19 protein-coding genes are annotated in these 17707 nt (G+C 57.0%); 10 read left to right on the top strand and 9 right to left on the bottom strand.

Annotated elements, in window-relative coordinates:
* The first annotated feature begins 35 nt into the window (after positions 1–35).
* From ACQY4Z_RS15935 to ACQY4Z_RS15980, 10 genes are all read left to right on the top strand, one after another.
* Complete coding sequence (locus tag ACQY4Z_RS15935) at positions 36–581, top strand: DUF3305 domain-containing protein (protein ID WP_133951682.1); 546 nt, start codon at positions 36–38, stop codon at positions 579–581.
* Positions 578–1255, top strand: a complete 678-nt coding sequence (locus ACQY4Z_RS15940; RefSeq protein ID WP_428522833.1) for a DUF3306 domain-containing protein — start codon at positions 578–580, stop codon at positions 1253–1255. The genes ACQY4Z_RS15935 and ACQY4Z_RS15940 overlap by 4 nt, the downstream gene beginning before the upstream one ends.
* Before the next feature lie 57 nt (positions 1256–1312).
* Complete coding sequence (locus tag ACQY4Z_RS15945) at positions 1313–1510, top strand: hypothetical protein (RefSeq protein WP_428522835.1); 198 nt, start codon at positions 1313–1315, stop codon at positions 1508–1510.
* 27 nt (positions 1511–1537) lie between these two features.
* Positions 1538–1921, top strand: coding sequence for a TorD/DmsD family molecular chaperone (locus ACQY4Z_RS15950; RefSeq protein WP_428522837.1), 384 nt, complete (start codon positions 1538–1540; stop codon positions 1919–1921).
* A gap of 92 nt (positions 1922–2013) precedes the next feature.
* Positions 2014–2214, top strand: a complete 201-nt coding sequence (locus ACQY4Z_RS15955; protein WP_008190930.1) for a hypothetical protein — start codon at positions 2014–2016, stop codon at positions 2212–2214.
* Between the two features lie 104 nt (positions 2215–2318).
* On the top strand, positions 2319–5213 hold the full coding sequence (locus tag ACQY4Z_RS15960; protein ID WP_133951686.1) for a molybdopterin-dependent oxidoreductase: 2895 nt from the start codon (positions 2319–2321) through the stop codon (positions 5211–5213).
* A 12-nt stretch (positions 5214–5225) separates the two neighbouring features.
* Positions 5226–5834 (top strand): formate dehydrogenase FDH3 subunit beta, encoded by a 609-nt coding sequence (gene fdh3B, locus ACQY4Z_RS15965; protein ID WP_040450988.1) that lies wholly within the window; start codon positions 5226–5228, stop codon positions 5832–5834.
* A gap of 139 nt (positions 5835–5973) precedes the next feature.
* A complete protein-coding gene (locus ACQY4Z_RS15970; RefSeq protein ID WP_428522840.1) occupies positions 5974–7188 on the top strand; it encodes a formate dehydrogenase subunit gamma in 1215 nt (404 codons plus the stop codon).
* An 83-nt stretch (positions 7189–7271) separates the two neighbouring features.
* Positions 7272–8591 carry a c-type cytochrome gene (locus ACQY4Z_RS15975; protein ID WP_428529578.1) on the top strand — a complete coding sequence of 440 codons (1320 nt, stop codon included), beginning with the start codon at positions 7272–7274 and terminating at the stop codon, positions 8589–8591.
* Positions 8588–8716 carry a hypothetical protein gene (locus tag ACQY4Z_RS15980; protein ID WP_428522842.1) on the top strand — a complete coding sequence of 43 codons (129 nt, stop codon included), beginning with the start codon at positions 8588–8590 and terminating at the stop codon, positions 8714–8716. Before ACQY4Z_RS15975 ends, ACQY4Z_RS15980 begins: the two co-directional genes overlap by 4 nt.
* Positions 8717–8741: 25 nt before the next feature.
* Here the strand turns inward: ACQY4Z_RS15980 and ACQY4Z_RS15985 are convergent, their stop codons facing one another.
* The 9 genes from ACQY4Z_RS15985 to ACQY4Z_RS16025 form a co-directional block, all read right to left on the bottom strand.
* Positions 8742–9710 (bottom strand): NAD(P)H-binding protein, encoded by a 969-nt coding sequence (locus ACQY4Z_RS15985; protein ID WP_428529580.1) that lies wholly within the window; start codon positions 9708–9710, stop codon positions 8742–8744.
* Positions 9711–9919: 209 nt separating this feature from the next.
* Positions 9920–10756, bottom strand: coding sequence for a substrate-binding domain-containing protein (locus tag ACQY4Z_RS15990; protein WP_428522844.1), 837 nt, complete (start codon positions 10754–10756; stop codon positions 9920–9922).
* Positions 10757–10781: 25 nt separating this feature from the next.
* Positions 10782–11561 carry an ATP-binding cassette domain-containing protein gene (locus ACQY4Z_RS15995; protein ID WP_428522846.1) on the bottom strand — a complete coding sequence of 260 codons (780 nt, stop codon included), beginning with the start codon at positions 11559–11561 and terminating at the stop codon, positions 10782–10784.
* Entirely contained in the window at positions 11554–12261 is a 708-nt protein-coding gene (locus ACQY4Z_RS16000) for an ABC transporter permease (protein ID WP_428522848.1), read from the bottom strand. Before ACQY4Z_RS16000 ends, ACQY4Z_RS15995 begins: the two co-directional genes overlap by 8 nt.
* A gap of 193 nt (positions 12262–12454) precedes the next feature.
* Positions 12455–13246 (bottom strand): citryl-CoA lyase, encoded by a 792-nt coding sequence (locus ACQY4Z_RS16005; RefSeq protein ID WP_428522850.1) that lies wholly within the window; start codon positions 13244–13246, stop codon positions 12455–12457.
* Positions 13243–14436, bottom strand: coding sequence for a CaiB/BaiF CoA transferase family protein (locus ACQY4Z_RS16010; RefSeq protein ID WP_428522852.1), 1194 nt, complete (start codon positions 14434–14436; stop codon positions 13243–13245). The genes ACQY4Z_RS16005 and ACQY4Z_RS16010 overlap by 4 nt, the downstream gene beginning before the upstream one ends.
* Before the next feature lie 25 nt (positions 14437–14461).
* The gene (locus tag ACQY4Z_RS16015) at positions 14462–15979 is read right to left on the bottom strand and encodes a tripartite tricarboxylate transporter permease (RefSeq protein WP_428522854.1); all 1518 of its coding nucleotides are present in this window, start codon (positions 15977–15979) and stop codon (positions 14462–14464) included.
* Between the two features lies 1 nt (position 15980).
* Positions 15981–16475, bottom strand: a complete 495-nt coding sequence (locus ACQY4Z_RS16020; protein ID WP_133951700.1) for a tripartite tricarboxylate transporter TctB family protein — start codon at positions 16473–16475, stop codon at positions 15981–15983.
* A 115-nt stretch (positions 16476–16590) separates the two neighbouring features.
* The gene (locus tag ACQY4Z_RS16025) at positions 16591–17577 is read right to left on the bottom strand and encodes a tripartite tricarboxylate transporter substrate binding protein (protein WP_428522857.1); all 987 of its coding nucleotides are present in this window, start codon (positions 17575–17577) and stop codon (positions 16591–16593) included.
* Positions 17578–17707 lie beyond the last annotated feature (130 nt).

Consider the following 17707-nt stretch of genomic DNA (forward strand, 5'->3'; position numbering starts at 1 on the left):
GATGCGCGCCTGTGAATACGGAAAGAAGCCGTTCGATGCCGGTTGGTGTTGTCGTGCGCCGCTTGCCCGGCGTGACGCGCTGGCAGAAATGGTCGTGGCGTGCTGTATCGCTTTTGCCAGGCGCAGGTGATGCAGACTGGCAAGTGCTGCGCAAGGAAGGAGACGCAGTTGAGTACCATGCGGCCACCCTTCCGCTTGAGCTGCACCGCGCCGAAACCGAGGCCTATCTCACCGCGCTCTCTGACAAAACGCCCTCGCTTTATGTCGTGATGCGGCCCGCCGAAGAGCTGGACCGGGACGTCCCCATGGAGGTGATGCTGATCACTGCTTCAGCTTACGAAGGGCAAGACTATGCGGATACGAGCGACGTTCTCGTTGAAAAGGTTCCGATGCCGCCGGGCCTGATCGCATGGGTGCGAGAGTTTGCCGAGACCCATCATGAGGACGAAATCTTTATCAAGCGCCGTCGGGATAAAAAGCGGGTCGATCTGCAAGAAGAAGGAATTGGCGACCCCCGTATTCGCCAGATGACGGATGTCTACCGCTCTCCGCGGCGCAAGCCAAAGGACACCTTGCAATGACCGGCGATGAAAAAGCGGGTATGGATTTCTGGTCGCGGCGAAAAGCGGCAGTGCAGCGGTCCGAAGAGCTGGAACGTGTTCAGGTAGAAGAAGCGGAGGTCGCAAAGGAACGGGCCGAGCTTGAAACCAAAAGCGATGCTGAGATCCTCGAAGAACTCAACCTTCCGGACCCCGATACGCTCACCGAAAAAGATGACTTTAGCCAATTTTTGTCAGCTGCGGTTCCTGAGCGGCTTAAGCGGCGTGCGCTGCGCAGACTCTGGGGCCTCAATCCGGTTCTCGCCAACCTGGATGGCTTGGTTGATTACGCAGATGACTTCACTGATGCCGCAACAGTCGTCTCCAACCTCCAGACCGTCTATCAAGTCGGTAAAGGGATGGTGGAACGGTTTGTAGAAGGCGAGGAAGACGAGATCGCCGAAGAGGTGGCAGATGCGATCGTCGAGCCAGACGAAGCAAACCAAAGAATTGCTGCAGTGCAAGATGATGAAAATACTGCAGAGCAGCATAATTGTGGCGAAAATGAAGAAGCACTTGTGCAATTGACGCAAGGAGAAGCCTTGTTGCAAGATATGCCAATACGCAACGAGTTTGAGTCTTCGGCGGGTGATACAGCCAATGTCGAGGCAGAGCCGCCTCAACGCCCTCGCCGAATGAGGTTCGACTATTCGTGAATATCGAACCCGACTTGTGGGAGCTAAACTCTTTGCGTTTGAGGGAGGTGACGGCGCATGGCCGCTGTTGTTACGGAATATGTGATCGACCCGGAAGACCAGGCGAGAGCAGACTTATATAATTTTCTGGGGGTGCTGCTGGCAAGGCCGGCTGACAATGGCCTCCTTAAGCAAATTGCTGCGCTTTCAGGCGACGACACCCCGCTGGGCACGACCCTCAAAACCCTTGCAAAACTTGCTTCGGTGACATCGTAGCAGGACGCCGAGCGCGAGTTCAACGCGTTGTTCATCGGCCTTGGACGCGGCGAGCTCTTGCCTTACGCGAGCCATTACCTGACAGGGTTTTTGAATGAAAAGCCTCTTGCAAACCTACGGCAAGAGATGGCTGAGCGCGGTATTCAGCGCGCAGAGGGCAAAAAAGAGCCGGAGGACAACATTGCATCGCTCATGGAAATCATGGGTGGGTTGATCGTTGGACGCTTCGGTAAGGTCACTTCGGTCGCAGACCAGAAGTCCTTTTTCAACGCACATGTGGGCCCTTGGGCCGTGCACTTCTTCAGTGACTTGGAGGCCTCAAGGACGTCGGTCCTTTATTCGGCCGTCGGGTCGCTCGGGCGGCAGTTTATGGAGATCGAAGCAGAAGCATTCGAGATGCTGCCCAATTAGATTTTCCGGCATGACGCGATGCCGGAAAATCTAACATTCACGTTGGCAATTAAGGCGGCGCCGCCGCCTGGAATGAGAGGAGGATTGCAACGATGAAACGACCCGAACAGTCGGGCGCAGGCCTTGAGGCCGGACGCCGTGACTTCCTGAAACTGGCGGCCATTTCGGCCCCGGCCGCAGCTGCTGTGGTCGCGACTGGAACAGCTGCGCAAGCCGCTGAGCCGGATCTTGCTTCTGAGAAGATGCAAGACACCGTGCACACCCGCGCCTATTACGACAGCGCCCGGTTCTAACTGGACCCTGTGAACACACCGGCCGATGGTTGCGTGACGCCCGATGGCCGGTTCACTGACACACCCAGCCGTACCCAAATGGGGTATCAGCAAGGTAGGGCAAAATGCTTAGGAAAAAGACCAATGGGGTTGCGCGACGCCCCCAAGGTGCAAGTATCCTTAGAGACACTGCACATAAATCTGTAGACCGCCGGACATTCCTTAAGGGTTCCGGTGTCGCAGCTGGCGGATTGGCCGCCATTTCCGCCATGGGCGGTTCTGTAACACAAGCCAAAGCACAAGCTGGCGCCGGTGCCGTGAAGAACGTGAAAACGGTCTGCACACACTGTTCCGTCGGTTGTACAGTTGTGGCTGAAGTTTCCAACGGGGTCTGGGTCGGCCAGGAACCGGGTTGGGACAGCCCATTCAACCTCGGTGCACACTGCGCCAAGGGTGCTGCCGTTCGTGAGCATGCGCACGGCGAACGCCGCCTGAAATATCCGATGAAAAAGGAAGGCGGTGAGTGGAAGAAGATCAGCTGGGAGCAGGCGATCAACGAGATCGGCGACCAGATGATGCAAATCCGCGAAGAAAGCGGTCCGGACAGTGTTTATTGGCTCGGTTCGGCCAAGCACAACAATGAGCAGGCTTATCTGTTCCGGAAATTCGCGGCCTACTGGGGAACCAACAACGTTGACCACCAGGCGCGTATTTGTCACTCGACCACGGTTGCCGGCGTAGCAAACACATGGGGCTACGGCGCCATGACAAACAGCTACAACGACATCCACAATTCTCGTGCGATCTTCATCATTGGCGGTAACCCGGCTGAGGCGCACCCTGTGTCTTTGCTGCACGTCTTGCGCGCCAAGGAGCAGAACAACGCACCGCTGATCGTTTGTGACCCGCGCTTCACCCGTACCGCTGCTCATGCAGACGAGTATGTCCGTTTCCGTCCAGGTTCGGACGTGGCGCTCATCTGGGGCATCCTCTGGCATATCTTCGACAATGGCTGGGAGGACAAAGAGTTCATCCGGACCCGTGTCTGGGGCATGGACCAGATCAAGGAAGAGGTCGCTAGGTGGACGCCGGACGAAGTCGAGCGTGTCACCGGCACTCCGGGCAGCCAGCTGAAACGCGTGGCGCGGACGCTTGCAAACAACCGTCCAGGCACCGTGATCTGGTGTATGGGTGGAACACAGCACACCAACGGTAACAACAACACGCGCGCTTACTGCGTGCTGCAGTTGGCTCTTGGCAACATGGGCACAACCGGTGGCGGCACCAACATCTTCCGCGGTCACGACAACGTCCAGGGCGCAACCGACCTTGGCGTTCTGTCACACACCCTGCCTGGCTACTATGGCCTAAGCGCGGGTGCTTGGGGGCACTGGTCCCGTGTCTGGGGTGAGGATCTTGATTGGCTGAAAGGGCAGTTCGCAAAGACGACCGGCGCTGACGGCAAAGAAAAGAACCTCATGAACCTTACCGGTATTCCGGTCAGCCGTTGGATCGACGGGGTTCTGGAAGATCCGGCGAACACCGATCAGCCGGCCGAAGTTCGGGCCATGGTACTTTGGGGCCACGCTCCAAACTCCCAGACCCGCATGACGGAAATGAAAACCGCGATGGAGAAACTGGATACGCTGGTCGTCATTGACCCGTTCCCGACCGTCTCTGCCGTGCTTCATGACCGGACGGATGGTGTCTACCTGCTCCCGGCAACGACACAGTTCGAAACCTATGGATCTGTCACCGCCTCAAACCGCTCCATCCAGTGGCGCGACCAGGTGATTGAGCCGTTGTTCGAATCCAAGACCGACCACGAAATCATTGGCCTGTTTGCCAAGAAGTTCGGTTTCCATGACCGGATCTTCCGCAACATTGCCCTTGAGGATGACGGCATCACGCCGAACATCGAGGACACAACCCGCGAGTTTAACCGCGGTATGTGGACGGTCGGATACACTGGTCAGTCTCCGGAGCGGATCAAGCTGCACATGGCCAACCAGCACACGTTCGACAGGACGACGCTGCAGGCAAATGGCGGTCCCGCGGATGGCGACTACTACGGTATGCCGTGGCCGTGCTGGGGTACTGCAGAAATGAAACACCCGGGCACACCGAACCTTTACGACATGTCCAAGCCGGTCGCCGAAGGGGGCTTGAGCTTCAGGGCACGTTTCGGTGTCGAGCGCGATGGTCAGAACCTCCTGGCCGAAGGTGTCTCAAATCCAGGTGCGGAAATTCAGGACGGCTATCCGGAATTCACCATGCAGATGCTGATGGATCTTGGATGGGACGGTGACCTGACCGATGAAGAGCGTGCAGCGATTGATGCTGTCGCCGGACCAAAAACCAACTGGAAGACCGACCTTTCCGGCGGTATCCAGCGGGTGGCCATCAAGCACGGCTGCTCACCGTTCGGCAACGCGAAGGCTCGTGCTGTTGTATGGACCTTCCCGGACCCGGTTCCGCTTCACCGCGAGCCGCTCTACACCAATCGCAGGGATCTCGTGGCGGATTACCCGACTTACGAAGACCGCAAGTTCTATCGTCTGCCGACGCTTTACGCGTCGATCCAGAAGCAGGACTTCTCCCGCGATTACCCGATCATCCTGACCTCCGGTCGTCTGGTCGAGTATGAAGGCGGTGGTGATGAGACACGGTCGAACCCGTGGCTTGCCGAACTTCAGCAGGACATGTTCGTCGAAATTAATCCACGTGATGCCAACAACATTGGTATTCGGGACGGCGCGCAGGTCTGGGTAGAAGGTCCGGAAGGCGGCAAGGTCAAGGTCATGGCAATGGTGACCGAGCGGGTCGGCGAAGGCGTTGCCTTCATGCCGTTCCACTTCGGTGGTCATTATCAAGGCGAAGACCAGCGGTCGAAATATCCAAAAGGGGCCGACCCGTATGTTCTCGGCGAGAGCACGAATACGGCTCAAACCTACGGCTACGACTCCGTTACCCAGATGCAGGAGACCAAAGCCACTCTCTGCAAGATCTCGGCAGCGTAAGGAGGAAACGCAATGGCACTTGGTGGACAAGCGAGGGCTAAGTTCCTCTGTGACGCTGAGCGTTGCATTGAATGCAATGCCTGTGTGACCGCCTGTAAAAACGAGCATGAGGTGCCGTGGGGCATCAACCGCCGCCGGGTTGTGACCATCAATGATGGTAAGCCGGGAGAACGGTCGATCTCCGTTGCCTGCATGCACTGTTCGGACGCACCATGTATGGCGGTGTGCCCGGTCGACTGCTTCTACCAGAACGAAGAAGGTGTGGTCCTTCACTCGAAAGACCTCTGCATTGGCTGCGGCTATTGCTTCTATGCCTGTCCGTTCGGCGCACCGCAGTTCCCGCAAGCGGGCAACTTTGGTTCGCGCGGCAAGATGGACAAGTGTACCTTCTGTGCTGGTGGCCCTGAAGAGAACCATTCCACAGCGGAATTCGCGAAATACGGCCGCAACCGTATTGCGGAAGGCAAGCTGCCGATCTGCGCGGAAATGTGTTCAACCAAAGCCCTGCTCGCAGGTGATGGCGACGTTGTCGCCAACATTTACCGCGAGCGCGTGGTTGCCCGTGGCTTCGGCTCCGGTGCCTGGGGTTGGGGCTCTGCATACGGCCAAAACGGCGGTTAAGGCCACATTGGTCAAAGCCGGCTCAGAGCTGCCTCTGGGCCGGTGGATCAAACGCCCTATCTGAAAATAGCAAAAAGAGTGGGGCGGCGATTTGCCGCCTCACCCGTATCTACAAGAACAATTGGGTGAGGAACCAGAGATGAATCGCTTCGTGCTGGCATTTGCCGTTCTGTTTGCTTTCATGATGCAGGCCTTTGCGCAGGACACAGCGGCACCAAGTGCTGACGCCGACCGTTCCGCGACAGGTGGCGCACAAACTCTGGAAGACATCCTGAAGCGCCAGCGCGGTGAGAAGGTCGACTATGATTTCCGCAGGAATGCGACGGGCGACCCCGACTCAGCGGCTAGCATGAGCTCTCAACTCGGGACACTCGGTGGAGCATCGGACCCGGAGCTTTGGCGGGCGCTGCGCTACGGATCTGCCGATGTAACCGTCTCATCTGGTGGTCAGGTAGCATCTGTTCTCATGCAGGATGGCGGCATGCGGTGGCTGCTGTTCCGCCAGGGGCCGCTCGCCACCTATGGCGGCTATCTTCTGCTTGGAACTCTCGGGTTCCTCGCTTTGTTCTATTTGCTTCGCGGCCGGATCCGCATCGACGGTGAGAAAACTGGCCGGACAATCACCCGATTCAAGGCAGTCGAGCGGTTTGGCCATTGGCTACTGGCCGGCTCTTTCATCCTGCTCGGCATCACCGGGCTGATCACACTGTTCGGTCGGATGGCGATCATTCCATTGATCGGCCATGAGGCATTTGCGCCAATCGCGCAGGCCTCTAAGTGGATCCACAACAATGTGTCCTGGGCATTCATGCTGGCACTGGTGATGGTGTTCGTGATGTGGGTGGTGCACAACATTCCTAACAAGACCGATCTGAAGTGGATTGCCGTGGGAGGTGGTCTTTTGAAAAAAGGTGTGCACCCACCGGCCAAGAAATTCAATTTCGGTCAGAAGATGATTTTCTGGAGCGTCATTGTTCTGGGTGCGTCTATTTCAGCGTCCGGTATTTCACTGCTCTTCCCGTTTGAATATCCAATGTTTGCGGCGACATTCAACGTGCTGAACTCTACGGGCTTGCCACAACTCATTGGATTTGGAGACTTGCCGACCCAGCTCGCGCCGCATGAGGAAATGCAGTACGCCCAGCTTTGGCACTCCATTGTCGCATTCCTGATGATGGCAATCATTCTGGCGCACATCTATATCGGTTCAATTGGCATGGAAGGTGCCTACGACGCCATGGGCTCGGGAGAGGTCGAGCTGCAGTGGGCGAAGGAGCACCACGGACTTTGGGTTGCGGAAGTCGAAGCCGCCGAAAAAGACCGGGAAGCCAAAAACGCTGTTCCTGCTGAATAGTCTTTCAGGCGATCAGTTCGATGTGCGCGTCCCTCATCCAAAGGTCATTCGCGGCGGTTGGGCAAACAACCGTCGTGGCACTTATGATTTACGTGTGCTGTTCGGTATGGGCAGTTGCACCGGCTCTGGCGACCGAATTCCAGACCCTCAAAGGACACGGCGGTCCGGTGATGGACATTGCGGTGGAACCCGAGACCGGTGCTGTCGCAACCGCCAGTTTCGATAATTCTGTCGGGCTTTGGTCAGGGCGAGACCCGACTTGGCTCGACGGGCATGAAGCTGCGGTGAAGGTTGTCCAGTTCATAGATACTGACCATCTTGTGTCAGCGGGCGACGACAATGATCTGATCCTCTGGGACCGTGTTGCAGGAACACAACAAAGACTGGAAGGCCATACCGCCAAAGTTCAGGGGCTTGCTGTGTCGCCGGACAAGAGCCTCATTGCCAGCGCCAGCTGGGACGCTCGGGTCGGGCTCTGGCCGGTTGATGGAGGGGAGCCGATTTTCCTGAGCGGGCACAATGCGGGCGTGAATGCGGTTGCTTTTACCAAAGACGGCAAATCTCTTTATTCGGCCTCTATGGATGGTTCGATCATTCTCTGGGATGTTGAAGAACGCACTGAAAAGCGGGTTGTCGATCGCAATGGGTTCGGGATTAACGTTCTGAAGCTCGGGGGGGCGGCAGACGGACCCGAGACGTGGCTTGCTTACGGCGCGCAAGATGGCGTAACACGGATCCTCGATCTTGAAACAGGGGACCGGCTTTATGAGTTTTCCCTCGAACGTCGGCCGATTTTAGGGCTTGATGTCAGTCCCGATGGTACACGGCTCGCAACAGGGGATGGTCAGGGTTACATCACTGTGTTCGAGACGGGGTCTTGGGGGATTGAAACCGATTTTCGCGCCGCGCTCAAAGGTCCCATCTGGGCCTTGGCTTTCTCAAATGACGGGTCGGTTCTGCATGCTGCCGGCATTGAGAATATTGTTTATTCTTGGCCGGTTGCCGACCTTTCCAGTTTTGATCCAATGGCAACCGAAACACCCGAGTTCTTGCGCAAACCAGAAGAAATGTCCAACGGTGAGCGGCAGTTCGCGCGCAAGTGCTCCATTTGCCATTCGGTGACCGATGATGGTGTGCGGCGGGCAGGGCCGACGCTCTACAAGGTGTTTGGGCGAAAGGCCGGTGCTCTGCCGGGTTACAGCTATTCTGCAACCTTGGACGGATCTGATATCATCTGGTCAGAAGAGACGATCGACCAATTGTTTCTGGACGGTCCGGACCATTATATTCCTGGTTCCAAAATGCCGATGCAGGTCATTGCCTTGCCGGAAGACCGTAAAGATCTAGTTGACTATCTTAAGGTGGCAACCGCGCCAAAAGAAGCGGAGGGAGGACAACAATGAAAGCCATGCTGACGGCCTTTGCAGCCATCATCGTGCTGACCATCGGAGCAAGTCAGGTATTGGATCGGGCAGGGTTCTCAAGCGCTGAGCAGGGTAGCAGCTCGTCAGTCCGTCTTGGCAACTAAGGCTAGGGGCACCTAAAGGCCGGTCTTAGACGCGTGACTTCCGGTCGAAAACCGCGTGGTCGCCCAGAGACGGGGTTTCGTCTCCGTTCGCAAGCTTTTTATAAAACCCGAAAAGCGTGTCTTTTCCAAACGAAGGTGTGGCGTCGGCGTCATAGAGGCCGGTCTTCGGATTGATTACCAGCATCGATTCAGTTGCATAATAACGGCCGATGCGGGCCAGCTCCGCCTTGTCCCGGTATTTCGGCCCAAACCGGCCGGCAAACTCAAGTGCTCTGATAATCAAGTCCATCAGTGCAACAGGCACCTTGCGGAACCGCGGCTCCAGCCCAAAGCTTTGAAACAAGTACGTGCCCTGTGCGCGGGGAGTTATCGCCTCACCCGGGCCGCCAATCGGCAGGACCTTGTTTTTCATCGCCGGGTTCTCCAAGCATTCGGCAATAAAGGCCGCGACATCATGATCGCTGATCGGCTTGCAGGATGTTAGCGTTCCATCCCCAAAGATGAGGAACGGTTTGCCGGCTTTCACACGTTCCACTTGCCCGGATAGCGATTTGAAGAAAGCAGTCGGCCGAATGATCGAATAATGCAGGCCTGAGGCTTGGAGCTCTGCTTCGAATGCCAGTTTGGCGTGCTGAAATGCAAGTCTCGGTTTTTGTACGCATATTGCCGATAGTAATATGAAATGCGGCTTCCCGGTTTCTCTCGCGATTTGAAGGATATCGCTGTTCGCCTGATGATCGATTTTCCAGGCGTCGTCGGGAACACCCGTTCGGGAGGACAGGCAGGAAATCACAGCATCAAACTGATCGCCCCGGAAAGCATCCTGGCGGATCGACTTTGGATTGGTGACATAACCAGTTCGAACAACTGTCTCTGGCGCGACACGTTGTATCTTCGCAGCTGTCTGTGGACGGACGAAACAAACGACGTGATGACCTTGGCTCAGCAACTCGGTCAGCGTGGCGCGTCCGATGGTTCCGGTTGCGCCAAACAACAGTATTCGTTTCGCTCTCGCGTCCCCGTTCGGCTCAATTGGGTTCGTAGAGCCTATCGTCTCTGGACCCCGGGCCTCCACGGTCTGTCTCCTTCCCCATGTTTCTGCAGTCAAACTGCCCGGAAGCGGGCGATCATGTCAATTCTGCGTAGGGACTATGACTTCGGATCTCTTCAGGACTGCGGTGCAATTTTGCGCATCTTTACGGCTTAGCTTGGACCGGATCCGGCATTCGGGAAGAACAGTTGCTGCCCGTCCACCTTATAGTCTGCGATTGCCGCCTGGCCTTCTGGCGAGAGAAGCCAGTCGATAAACATTTGTGCCATGTCAGCCTTGACGTGCGGATGTGCTTCAGGATTCACCAGGATGACACCATACTGGTTAAACATCCTGGCATCTCCCTCAACAACGATTTGATGCGTGCCTTTGTTGCCGAAGGCGATCCAGGTTGCCCGGTCGGTCATCACATACGCGCCCATACCGGTTCCTGTATTAAGGGTTGCCCCCATCCCGGAGCCGGTTTCGCGATACCAGGTTCCGGAGGCTTCTGACGGATCGATCCCTGCGCTCTTCCAAAGTCGGAGCTCTGCTTTGTGGGTGCCGCTGTCATCCCCGCGGGACGCGAATATCGATTTGCTCGCGGCGATTTTGGTGAGGGCTTCTGCAACGTTCTTTGTGCCCGCGACGCCAGCTGGGTCGTTGGCTGGACCAACAATCACAAAATCGTTGTACATGACATCAGCGCGGGAGACGCCCAATCCGTCTGAAACGAATTTTTCTTCCGATGGTTTGGAGTGCACAAACAGAACATCGCCGTCGCCATTTGCTGCGTTGCGGATGGCTTGTCCGGTTCCGACTGCAACCACGCGGACGTCAATGCCAGTCTTGGCGGTGAACTTCGGTAGCAAGTTGTCAAACAGGCCGGAATTCTGGGTCGAGGTGGTTGATTGAACGATTATAAACGGGTTTTCCGCCTGGGCGGATTGAAGGAGGCCGGTTGTGAGAACCGCGGCAGCAATGATTTTCAAAAAAGCTCGTCTGATCATGTTTTCCTCCAAAAGTGCTTTTGTTTTAACTCTTTACGAAAAGCTGTCCGTCCCGAAGAGCACGTGCAGGCGCGCTTTGTGGGATCTTTAACACCCGTTGCGCAGGGCCGGTTTCAGCGATTTCTCCATCTTGTAGGAAAATCAATTCCTGCCCCAGGCGGCCCGCCTGTCCTGCATCGTGGGTCACAAGTACGATGGTGATACCGTTTGCATTCGCTTCCAGGATGAGCTGCTCAATGGCCGCAGTGGAGGCCGGATCGAGGCTTGCCGTCGGCTCATCCAGAAACAGAATATCCGGTTGGCAAGCGAGCGCGCGGACGGTGGCAAGGCGCTGTTGTTCGCCGCCTGACAGGACGCGCGCTGGACGGTTCGCAAGATGGCTGAGCCCGGCTACCACCAAGGCTTTTTGGATCAAGCCATTGCGCTTTTCGCCCTTCTCGCCGCGAACCCCAAGCGCGAATTTCAGGTTCGCCTTTGCAGATCGCCGGAGCAGTACAGGCCGCTGGAAGACCATGGCCTGGTTCTTCCAGGCGGCTTTGTCCAGCGCGTGGCCGCGCCATAGAACGTCACCGTGTGTCGGCGAAATCAGGCCGTGCATCAGTCGCAGAAGCAGGCTTTTGCCGGCGCCGTTCGGCCCCATGATTACTGTGCGCGAACCGCGCCGTATCTGAAGGTTAATATCAGTGAGCAAGCGGTGCCCATTGGTTTCAAATCCGAGCCCGCGGGTTTCAAGAAGAATCTCTCGCGCATCGGGCATTGCTGTTATGGATGGAGCAGACGGGGTGTCTTGCACAAGATTACGCATAAGCAGCCCTCACAGCGGACGCGCGCAGGGTCATAACAAGAGCATTGACCGCAAACGCAATCGCCAGAAGGATCACCCCGAGCGCCAAAGCAAGCTCAAGATTGCCCTTGGAAGTTTCCAGAGCAATCGTTGTGGTCATGACCCGAGTGACATGGTTGATGTTGCCGCCGACAATGATCACTGCGCCAACTTCAGCGACAGCACGGCCAAACCCGGCTAACGCGACAGTGAGCAGGCTGTAACGGGCATCCCAAAGGAGTGCCATGACGCGGTCGAGTGGTCCGACGCCGAGCGAAGTAAACTGCTCGCCATATTCCTGGTAGAGGTCTTCCACCACCTGCTTGGTCAATGCCGCAACGATTGGGGTCACCAGAACCGTCTGGGCGATGATCATGGCAGTTGGGGTGTAGAGAAGTCCCAGTGGTCCGAGCGGGCCCGAAGCCGACAACATGAGGTATACCAAAAGCCCGACGACGACAGGTGGTAGTCCCATCAAGGCATTGAGGACAATCGATAATAAGGTTCGGCCGGGGAACCGGAAGGCACCTGCGATTGCGCCGAGTGGAAAGCCGATCAGGCATGCGATTGCGACAGCACTCAAGGTGACCTGCATTGACAGGCCAACAATCTCCATGAGGTCTGGATCAAACGCGAAAACAAGGCCAATGGCACTTGCCAGCACGTTCCAGAAACTGTCCATATGCGCTTTTCCTCCCAACTCTTGGGAGAAAATAACACAAAAAACATAAAAGTGCATAGCATGAAAAGTTGCCGTTCGGAGTATGACGGCCATTCAATTCCACGTCTGCTATAAAAAAGAGCCCTGCTTCGGAAAAAGCAGGGCTCTAAGGTTGGCCGGAGTAGGTAAAGCGGTCCGGCCAAAGGGATGCCTGTCAGTCGGAGTTGGAGCCTTCGTCGTAGGTCCAGCGGTAATGCGGTGGGGTCGGACCTTTGTTGCGTCCACCTTGTTCAGACTGTTCCCACGCGTGCGCCAGGATGCCGACTGATCGGGACAATCCGAAGAAGCCGCGGGCAAGGGGAGCTGGACAGCCAAGTTCGGCATAAATCACTGCGGTCGCGCCATCAATGTTCATCGGCACCGGCTTGCCGCGTTCAGTGGCCAGATGCGCCTCGATGGCTCGACCGATCTGAGCGTATACCCCGGAGACCTCGCTAGCGGCTGCAGCTTCATCGACCAGCCCGAGCAGGCGCGGTGCCCTTGGGTCGACAGGTTTGTGGAAGCGATGTCCAAAGCCGGGAATGAAACGCCCGTTAGCTTGCCGCCATGTATCAAGCGTTGTGCCGAGTTCATCAATTCCGGCGGTCTCTATTGCCCGGTAAAGCTCCACCGCCTGTTCGCCCGCGCCACCGTGAACGTCGCCGAGCATATTGAGACCGGTCGCCATGGCCGATTGCAAACCGATGCCACAGGTCGTCGCCATCCGTGCTGCCGCGATAGACGGGGCTTGAGGTCCATGATCAACGGCGGCAACGAGGGCCGCTTCAAAAAGATTGGCTCGTTTCCCGGATATTTCCTTGCCGGTGACCATCAGCCAGATCATCTGGGCAAAACCCTGGTTACCGATCAGGTCTTCGACCGGGTGTCCGCGAAGAGCGATGCGGCCGGGTTCCATGTCAATGATCGAGGTGCGCCACCAATCGGCGACATCCATGTTCTCGCTCACACCACGTTCTCCTTGCGCAAGGTCTCAATGTCGTCTGCTGCGTATCCAAGGGCTGTCAAAATACGGTCGGTGTCCGCACCGAGGGCTGGAGGCGGGGTGTCCACAGATGGGCGTGTGCCGTCAATCATGGCGCCAATCCGCAAGAGATCGACGGGTTTTCCAACCCCTGGCGTTTCATCGAAGCGTGCCAGAAAATCGCGGTCCCTGATCTGGGGATGGTCAAGAACTTCAGGCACGCTCAGGACCGCGCCAGCAGGCACGCCCAGCTTGTTGAGCTCGCGTGCCCATTCCCGCGCAGGCCTTGTGGTGAGAACGGTTTCCAATTCTGCCTTAAGCCGTAGCCTGTTGCGTTTCCGGTCTTCCCGAGAGGCAAAATCAGCGTGTCCAACAAGGTCTTCCCGGCCAAGGTGTTTGGCCAGAAGGTCCCACTGCTCATCCTTATTGGCCGCTATGTTGATCAGGCCGTCCGAGCATTGAAACGCACCGGATGGCGCAGACGTTGGGTTTTCATTGCCGTTGGGTGTTGGGGCGACGCCGCCGATCAGATGATTTGAGACGACCCAGCCCATGGTGGCCAGAACCGACTCCAGCATGGATACATCAATGAAAGCACCGCGCTTTTCGGCATTGAGCGCACCGCAAATCGCCATCGCAGCTGTCAGACCACCCACAGTATCTGCCAGCGGATACCCGACGCGCAAAGGAGCACTGTCAGCATCGCCAGTGATCGACATGACGCCCGAAGCTCCTTGGACAATCTGATCGTAGGCGGGGCGGTGAGCCCAGGGGCCATCTTGTCCAAAGCCGGAGATTGCGCAGTAGATGAGGTTTGGAGCTTCCGCTTTCAGAACTTCATAACTGAGCCCCAGACGATCCATGACCCCTGGGCGAAAGTTCTCAACGAGCACATCCGCTCCGGCGACAAGACGCTTCAAGACGTCTTTACCGCGTGGATCCTTGAGATTGAGGGTGAGGGATTTCTTGCCGGCATTCTGGGCAAGGAAGCTAATGCCCATGCCCTTTGCCGAGAGGTCCGGATCTGCGCCGAGATTGCGCGCAAGATCGCCCCGCTCAACGGCTTCAACCTTGATGACTTCTGCACCGAGATGAGCCAACTGGTGGCAGGCGAAAGGCCCAGCAAGCACATTCGTCAGGTCGAGAACCCGGATTCCATCAAGGGGTTTTGTCATATCCGGGTCCTCGTTTCGTTTCGTCTCAATCGCCGTCAGCCACGCCTTCTGCCCGCGCACGCGCCCGGCGGGCACGATAGCTCGGCAGGACAACGAGGATAACGGCCAGGATCAAGAGGCCCATCGTCATTGGCCGCTCAAGGATGAAACCGATCCCGTCATAAAGCTGCATGGAACGGGAGAAGTTGTCTTCCAGCATCCGGCCCAAGATGAAACCGATCAGTAGCGGTGCCAGCGGGTAGTCGGCAAAGCGGAGAACGGTCGCGCAAATCCCGAAGCCTGCCAGGATCAGAAGTTCGGTCGAATTGTTCTGCCCGATGTAAGCGCCCATCAAGGTGAAGAACAGGATGAAGGGGATCAGGAAGTTGCGTGGAACCGCGAGGATCTTTGCAATGTACGGGATCAGCGGCAGGTTCAGGATCAGCAGGATCACGTTGCCGAGATACATGGAGATAATCACCGCCCAGAAGATCTCCGGCTGATCGACCATCAAACGTGGGCCTGGAGATACGTTGAGGGCGATCAGTGCACCAAGCAAAATGGCCGTTGTGCCGGATCCGGGAATGCCAAGGGTCAGGAGCGGAACGAAGGAGCCTGTGCAGGCGGCGTTGTTGGCACTTTCCGGCGCGGCCAAACCTTTGACGGAGCCTTTGCCGAACTGCTCTTGTTCTTCCTTTGTTGCGATGTTGCGCTCCACCGCGTAGCCGAGGAAGGATGCGATCGTTGCCCCAGCACCTGGCAGGACGCCGATCAGGAACCCCTGGATGGACTGGCGTCCAATAACCGGAGTGATGGCCTTGGCTTCTTCTTTGGTGATCCTGAGGTCCTTGATCTCGTTGTTGCCGCTCTCGGTTTTAGAGCGGTTCGGATCGAGAACGAGGTAGAGGGCCTCGGGCAGCGCAAACATCGCCATCGCGAGCGTGATGAAGCCGAAGCCGGATTGCAGATCCATCAAACCCATGGTGAATCGCGGCATGTTAAAGAGCGCACCTTCACCGACCGTCGCCATGATGACTCCAAGGATGGTCATCAGAAGTGCCTTGATAACCTGGCCAGTTCCGGCAAAAGCTGCGATCGCAGAAAGACCGACGACCATCAGCGCGAAATATTCGGCTGAATGGAATAGAAGTGCGACGGTTGCAAGAGCCGGAGCGAAGATCATCAGAAGAACCGCACCGATGGAGCCGCCAGCAAATGACGAGATGGCTGCAACGGTCAATGCCTTGCCGGCCTTGCCCTGTCTTGCCAGGGGATAGCCGTCGAAACTCGTTGCAACGGTCGAGGCCACGCCGGGCGCATTGATGAGGATAGAAGACGTTGAGCCGCCGAAAATCGCCCCGTAGTAAACACCGGCAAGCAGAATGAGGGCGGCAGATGGATCGCCAATTGAAATGGCAACCGGGATCATGATGGCAATGATCGACATCGGCCCTAGGCCCGGGAGCATGCCAATGAATGTGCCGATCAAACAGCCGCCGACAACCATCAGCAAATTGGTGACAGAAAAGGCTGTGCTCAGCCCGATCAGGATTCCTTCGAGCATGTCAGCCTCCGTTAGCCATGAAGACGGGCATCGGGCTCAGGAAGATCCCGAGGACCCGATCGACCAGATACCAGACGACACCTGCCGCGATTGCGGATGCGAGCGCCATGACAATGTACTTGCGCTCGCCGAGGATGAACGACCCTATGAACAAGAAGCCGAACGTGGAAAGCAGGAAACCTGCCGGCCGTAGGAGCAGAGCATAAGCAACCATCAACCCCAGCAAGGCGATTGCCTGTCCGAGTTTGTAATCGGTCAATCGCCGATAGTTGATTTCGCTCGGCTTCGGTTCGCCACTGCTCTTCTCAAATCCAAGCAAGATCAGCAAAGAGCATATGATCGCCATGACCGAGAGGATTTTGGGAAAGGTCGACGGCCAGATCGGATTGCGCCGCATGAAAGGCGCGAGCGCCTCATCCATCGTAAAGAATGCCGCATAGCCATATGCGAGACAGATCAACAAAATGATCATGGCGATCCATCGATCGAGCGCCATGGCCTCCTCCCCAAGTCTTTGTTTGTTTCGTTAGATGTCCGCTCGTGCGGCGGATGAGATCATCTTCAAATGCAAAGACGGCGCAGACTGGGTCTGCGCCGTCATATCGCTCAGATCAGAGGAAGCCCAGCTTCTTCATCAGATCGCCGATGACCTGTTCCTGGTTTTCCAGGAAGGCGCGGAAGTCATCACCATTGTTGTGAATGTTGACCCAGCCGTTGCGGGCACGAACTTCTTCCCACTCCGGAGTGTCATACATCTTGGTCAGTGCAGTCTGGTAAGCAACCAGCTGCTCTTCCGGCAGGCCCGGTGCTGCAAAGAAACCGCGCCAGTTGACGAAGGTGGTGTCGATGCCCTGTTCCTTCATGGTCGGAGCGTCTTTATAGGCATCAACGCGCTCATCAGACGTCACGCCGATGATCTTGACTTCGCCGGCGTTGGCAAGGTCCACAGCTTCGGAGAAACCAGTCGACAGAGCAGCAATTTCGCCGGAAAGCAGCGCGGCCATTGCTTTGCCGCCAGCATCATACGGGATGTATTTGAAAGCGGTCGGATCTTCGCCAGCGGCTTCCATTGCCATGGCTGCAACCAGGTGGTCCATGCCGCCCGGAACGGAGCCACCACCAATAGCGGTGCCGGACGGATCAGCCTTGTAGGCTGCGATGAGGTCGGTCATGGAATTGATCGGGCTGTCCTTGCCAACCACCAGAGCTGCATAGTCGCCGATCGTTCCTGCGACGAGCGTCAGGTCACGGAAGTTTTGCGGAAAGACGCCGGTCAGAGAACGGATCACGATCGGGGTCGAGTTGACCATAATCGTGCCGTGGTTTGACGCAGCATTCTCGATCAGGTAGCCAATCGCCTTGCCGCCGCCACCGCCGGACATGTTTTCGTAAGATGCAGTGCCAACCAACCCTGCTTTGGTGAGCGCTTCGCCAGTGCCGCGTGCCGTGCCGTCCCAGCCACCGCCAGCACCGCCCGGGATCAGGAAGTGAATTGAATCGACAACCTTGTGGCCGTCCGCGAGCACTGGGCTGGCGAATGTCATAGAAGCTGCAGCTGCAGCCAGAACGACCCGGCGGGTCATTTTCATGAATGTCATGTTTTCCTCCACATAAACCGGCTCATTGCATGAGCCTATTCAGCCTCAGGTCCGCATCGCGGAGCCTCCCTTTGGGCTTGAATTCAACCTAGCGGCAAACCCTGTCACCAACCTGTCACCGGCGGTCTAT

It is taken from the genome of Roseibium sp. (assembly GCF_965276855.1).
Classification (GTDB): domain Bacteria; phylum Pseudomonadota; class Alphaproteobacteria; order Rhizobiales; family Stappiaceae; genus Roseibium.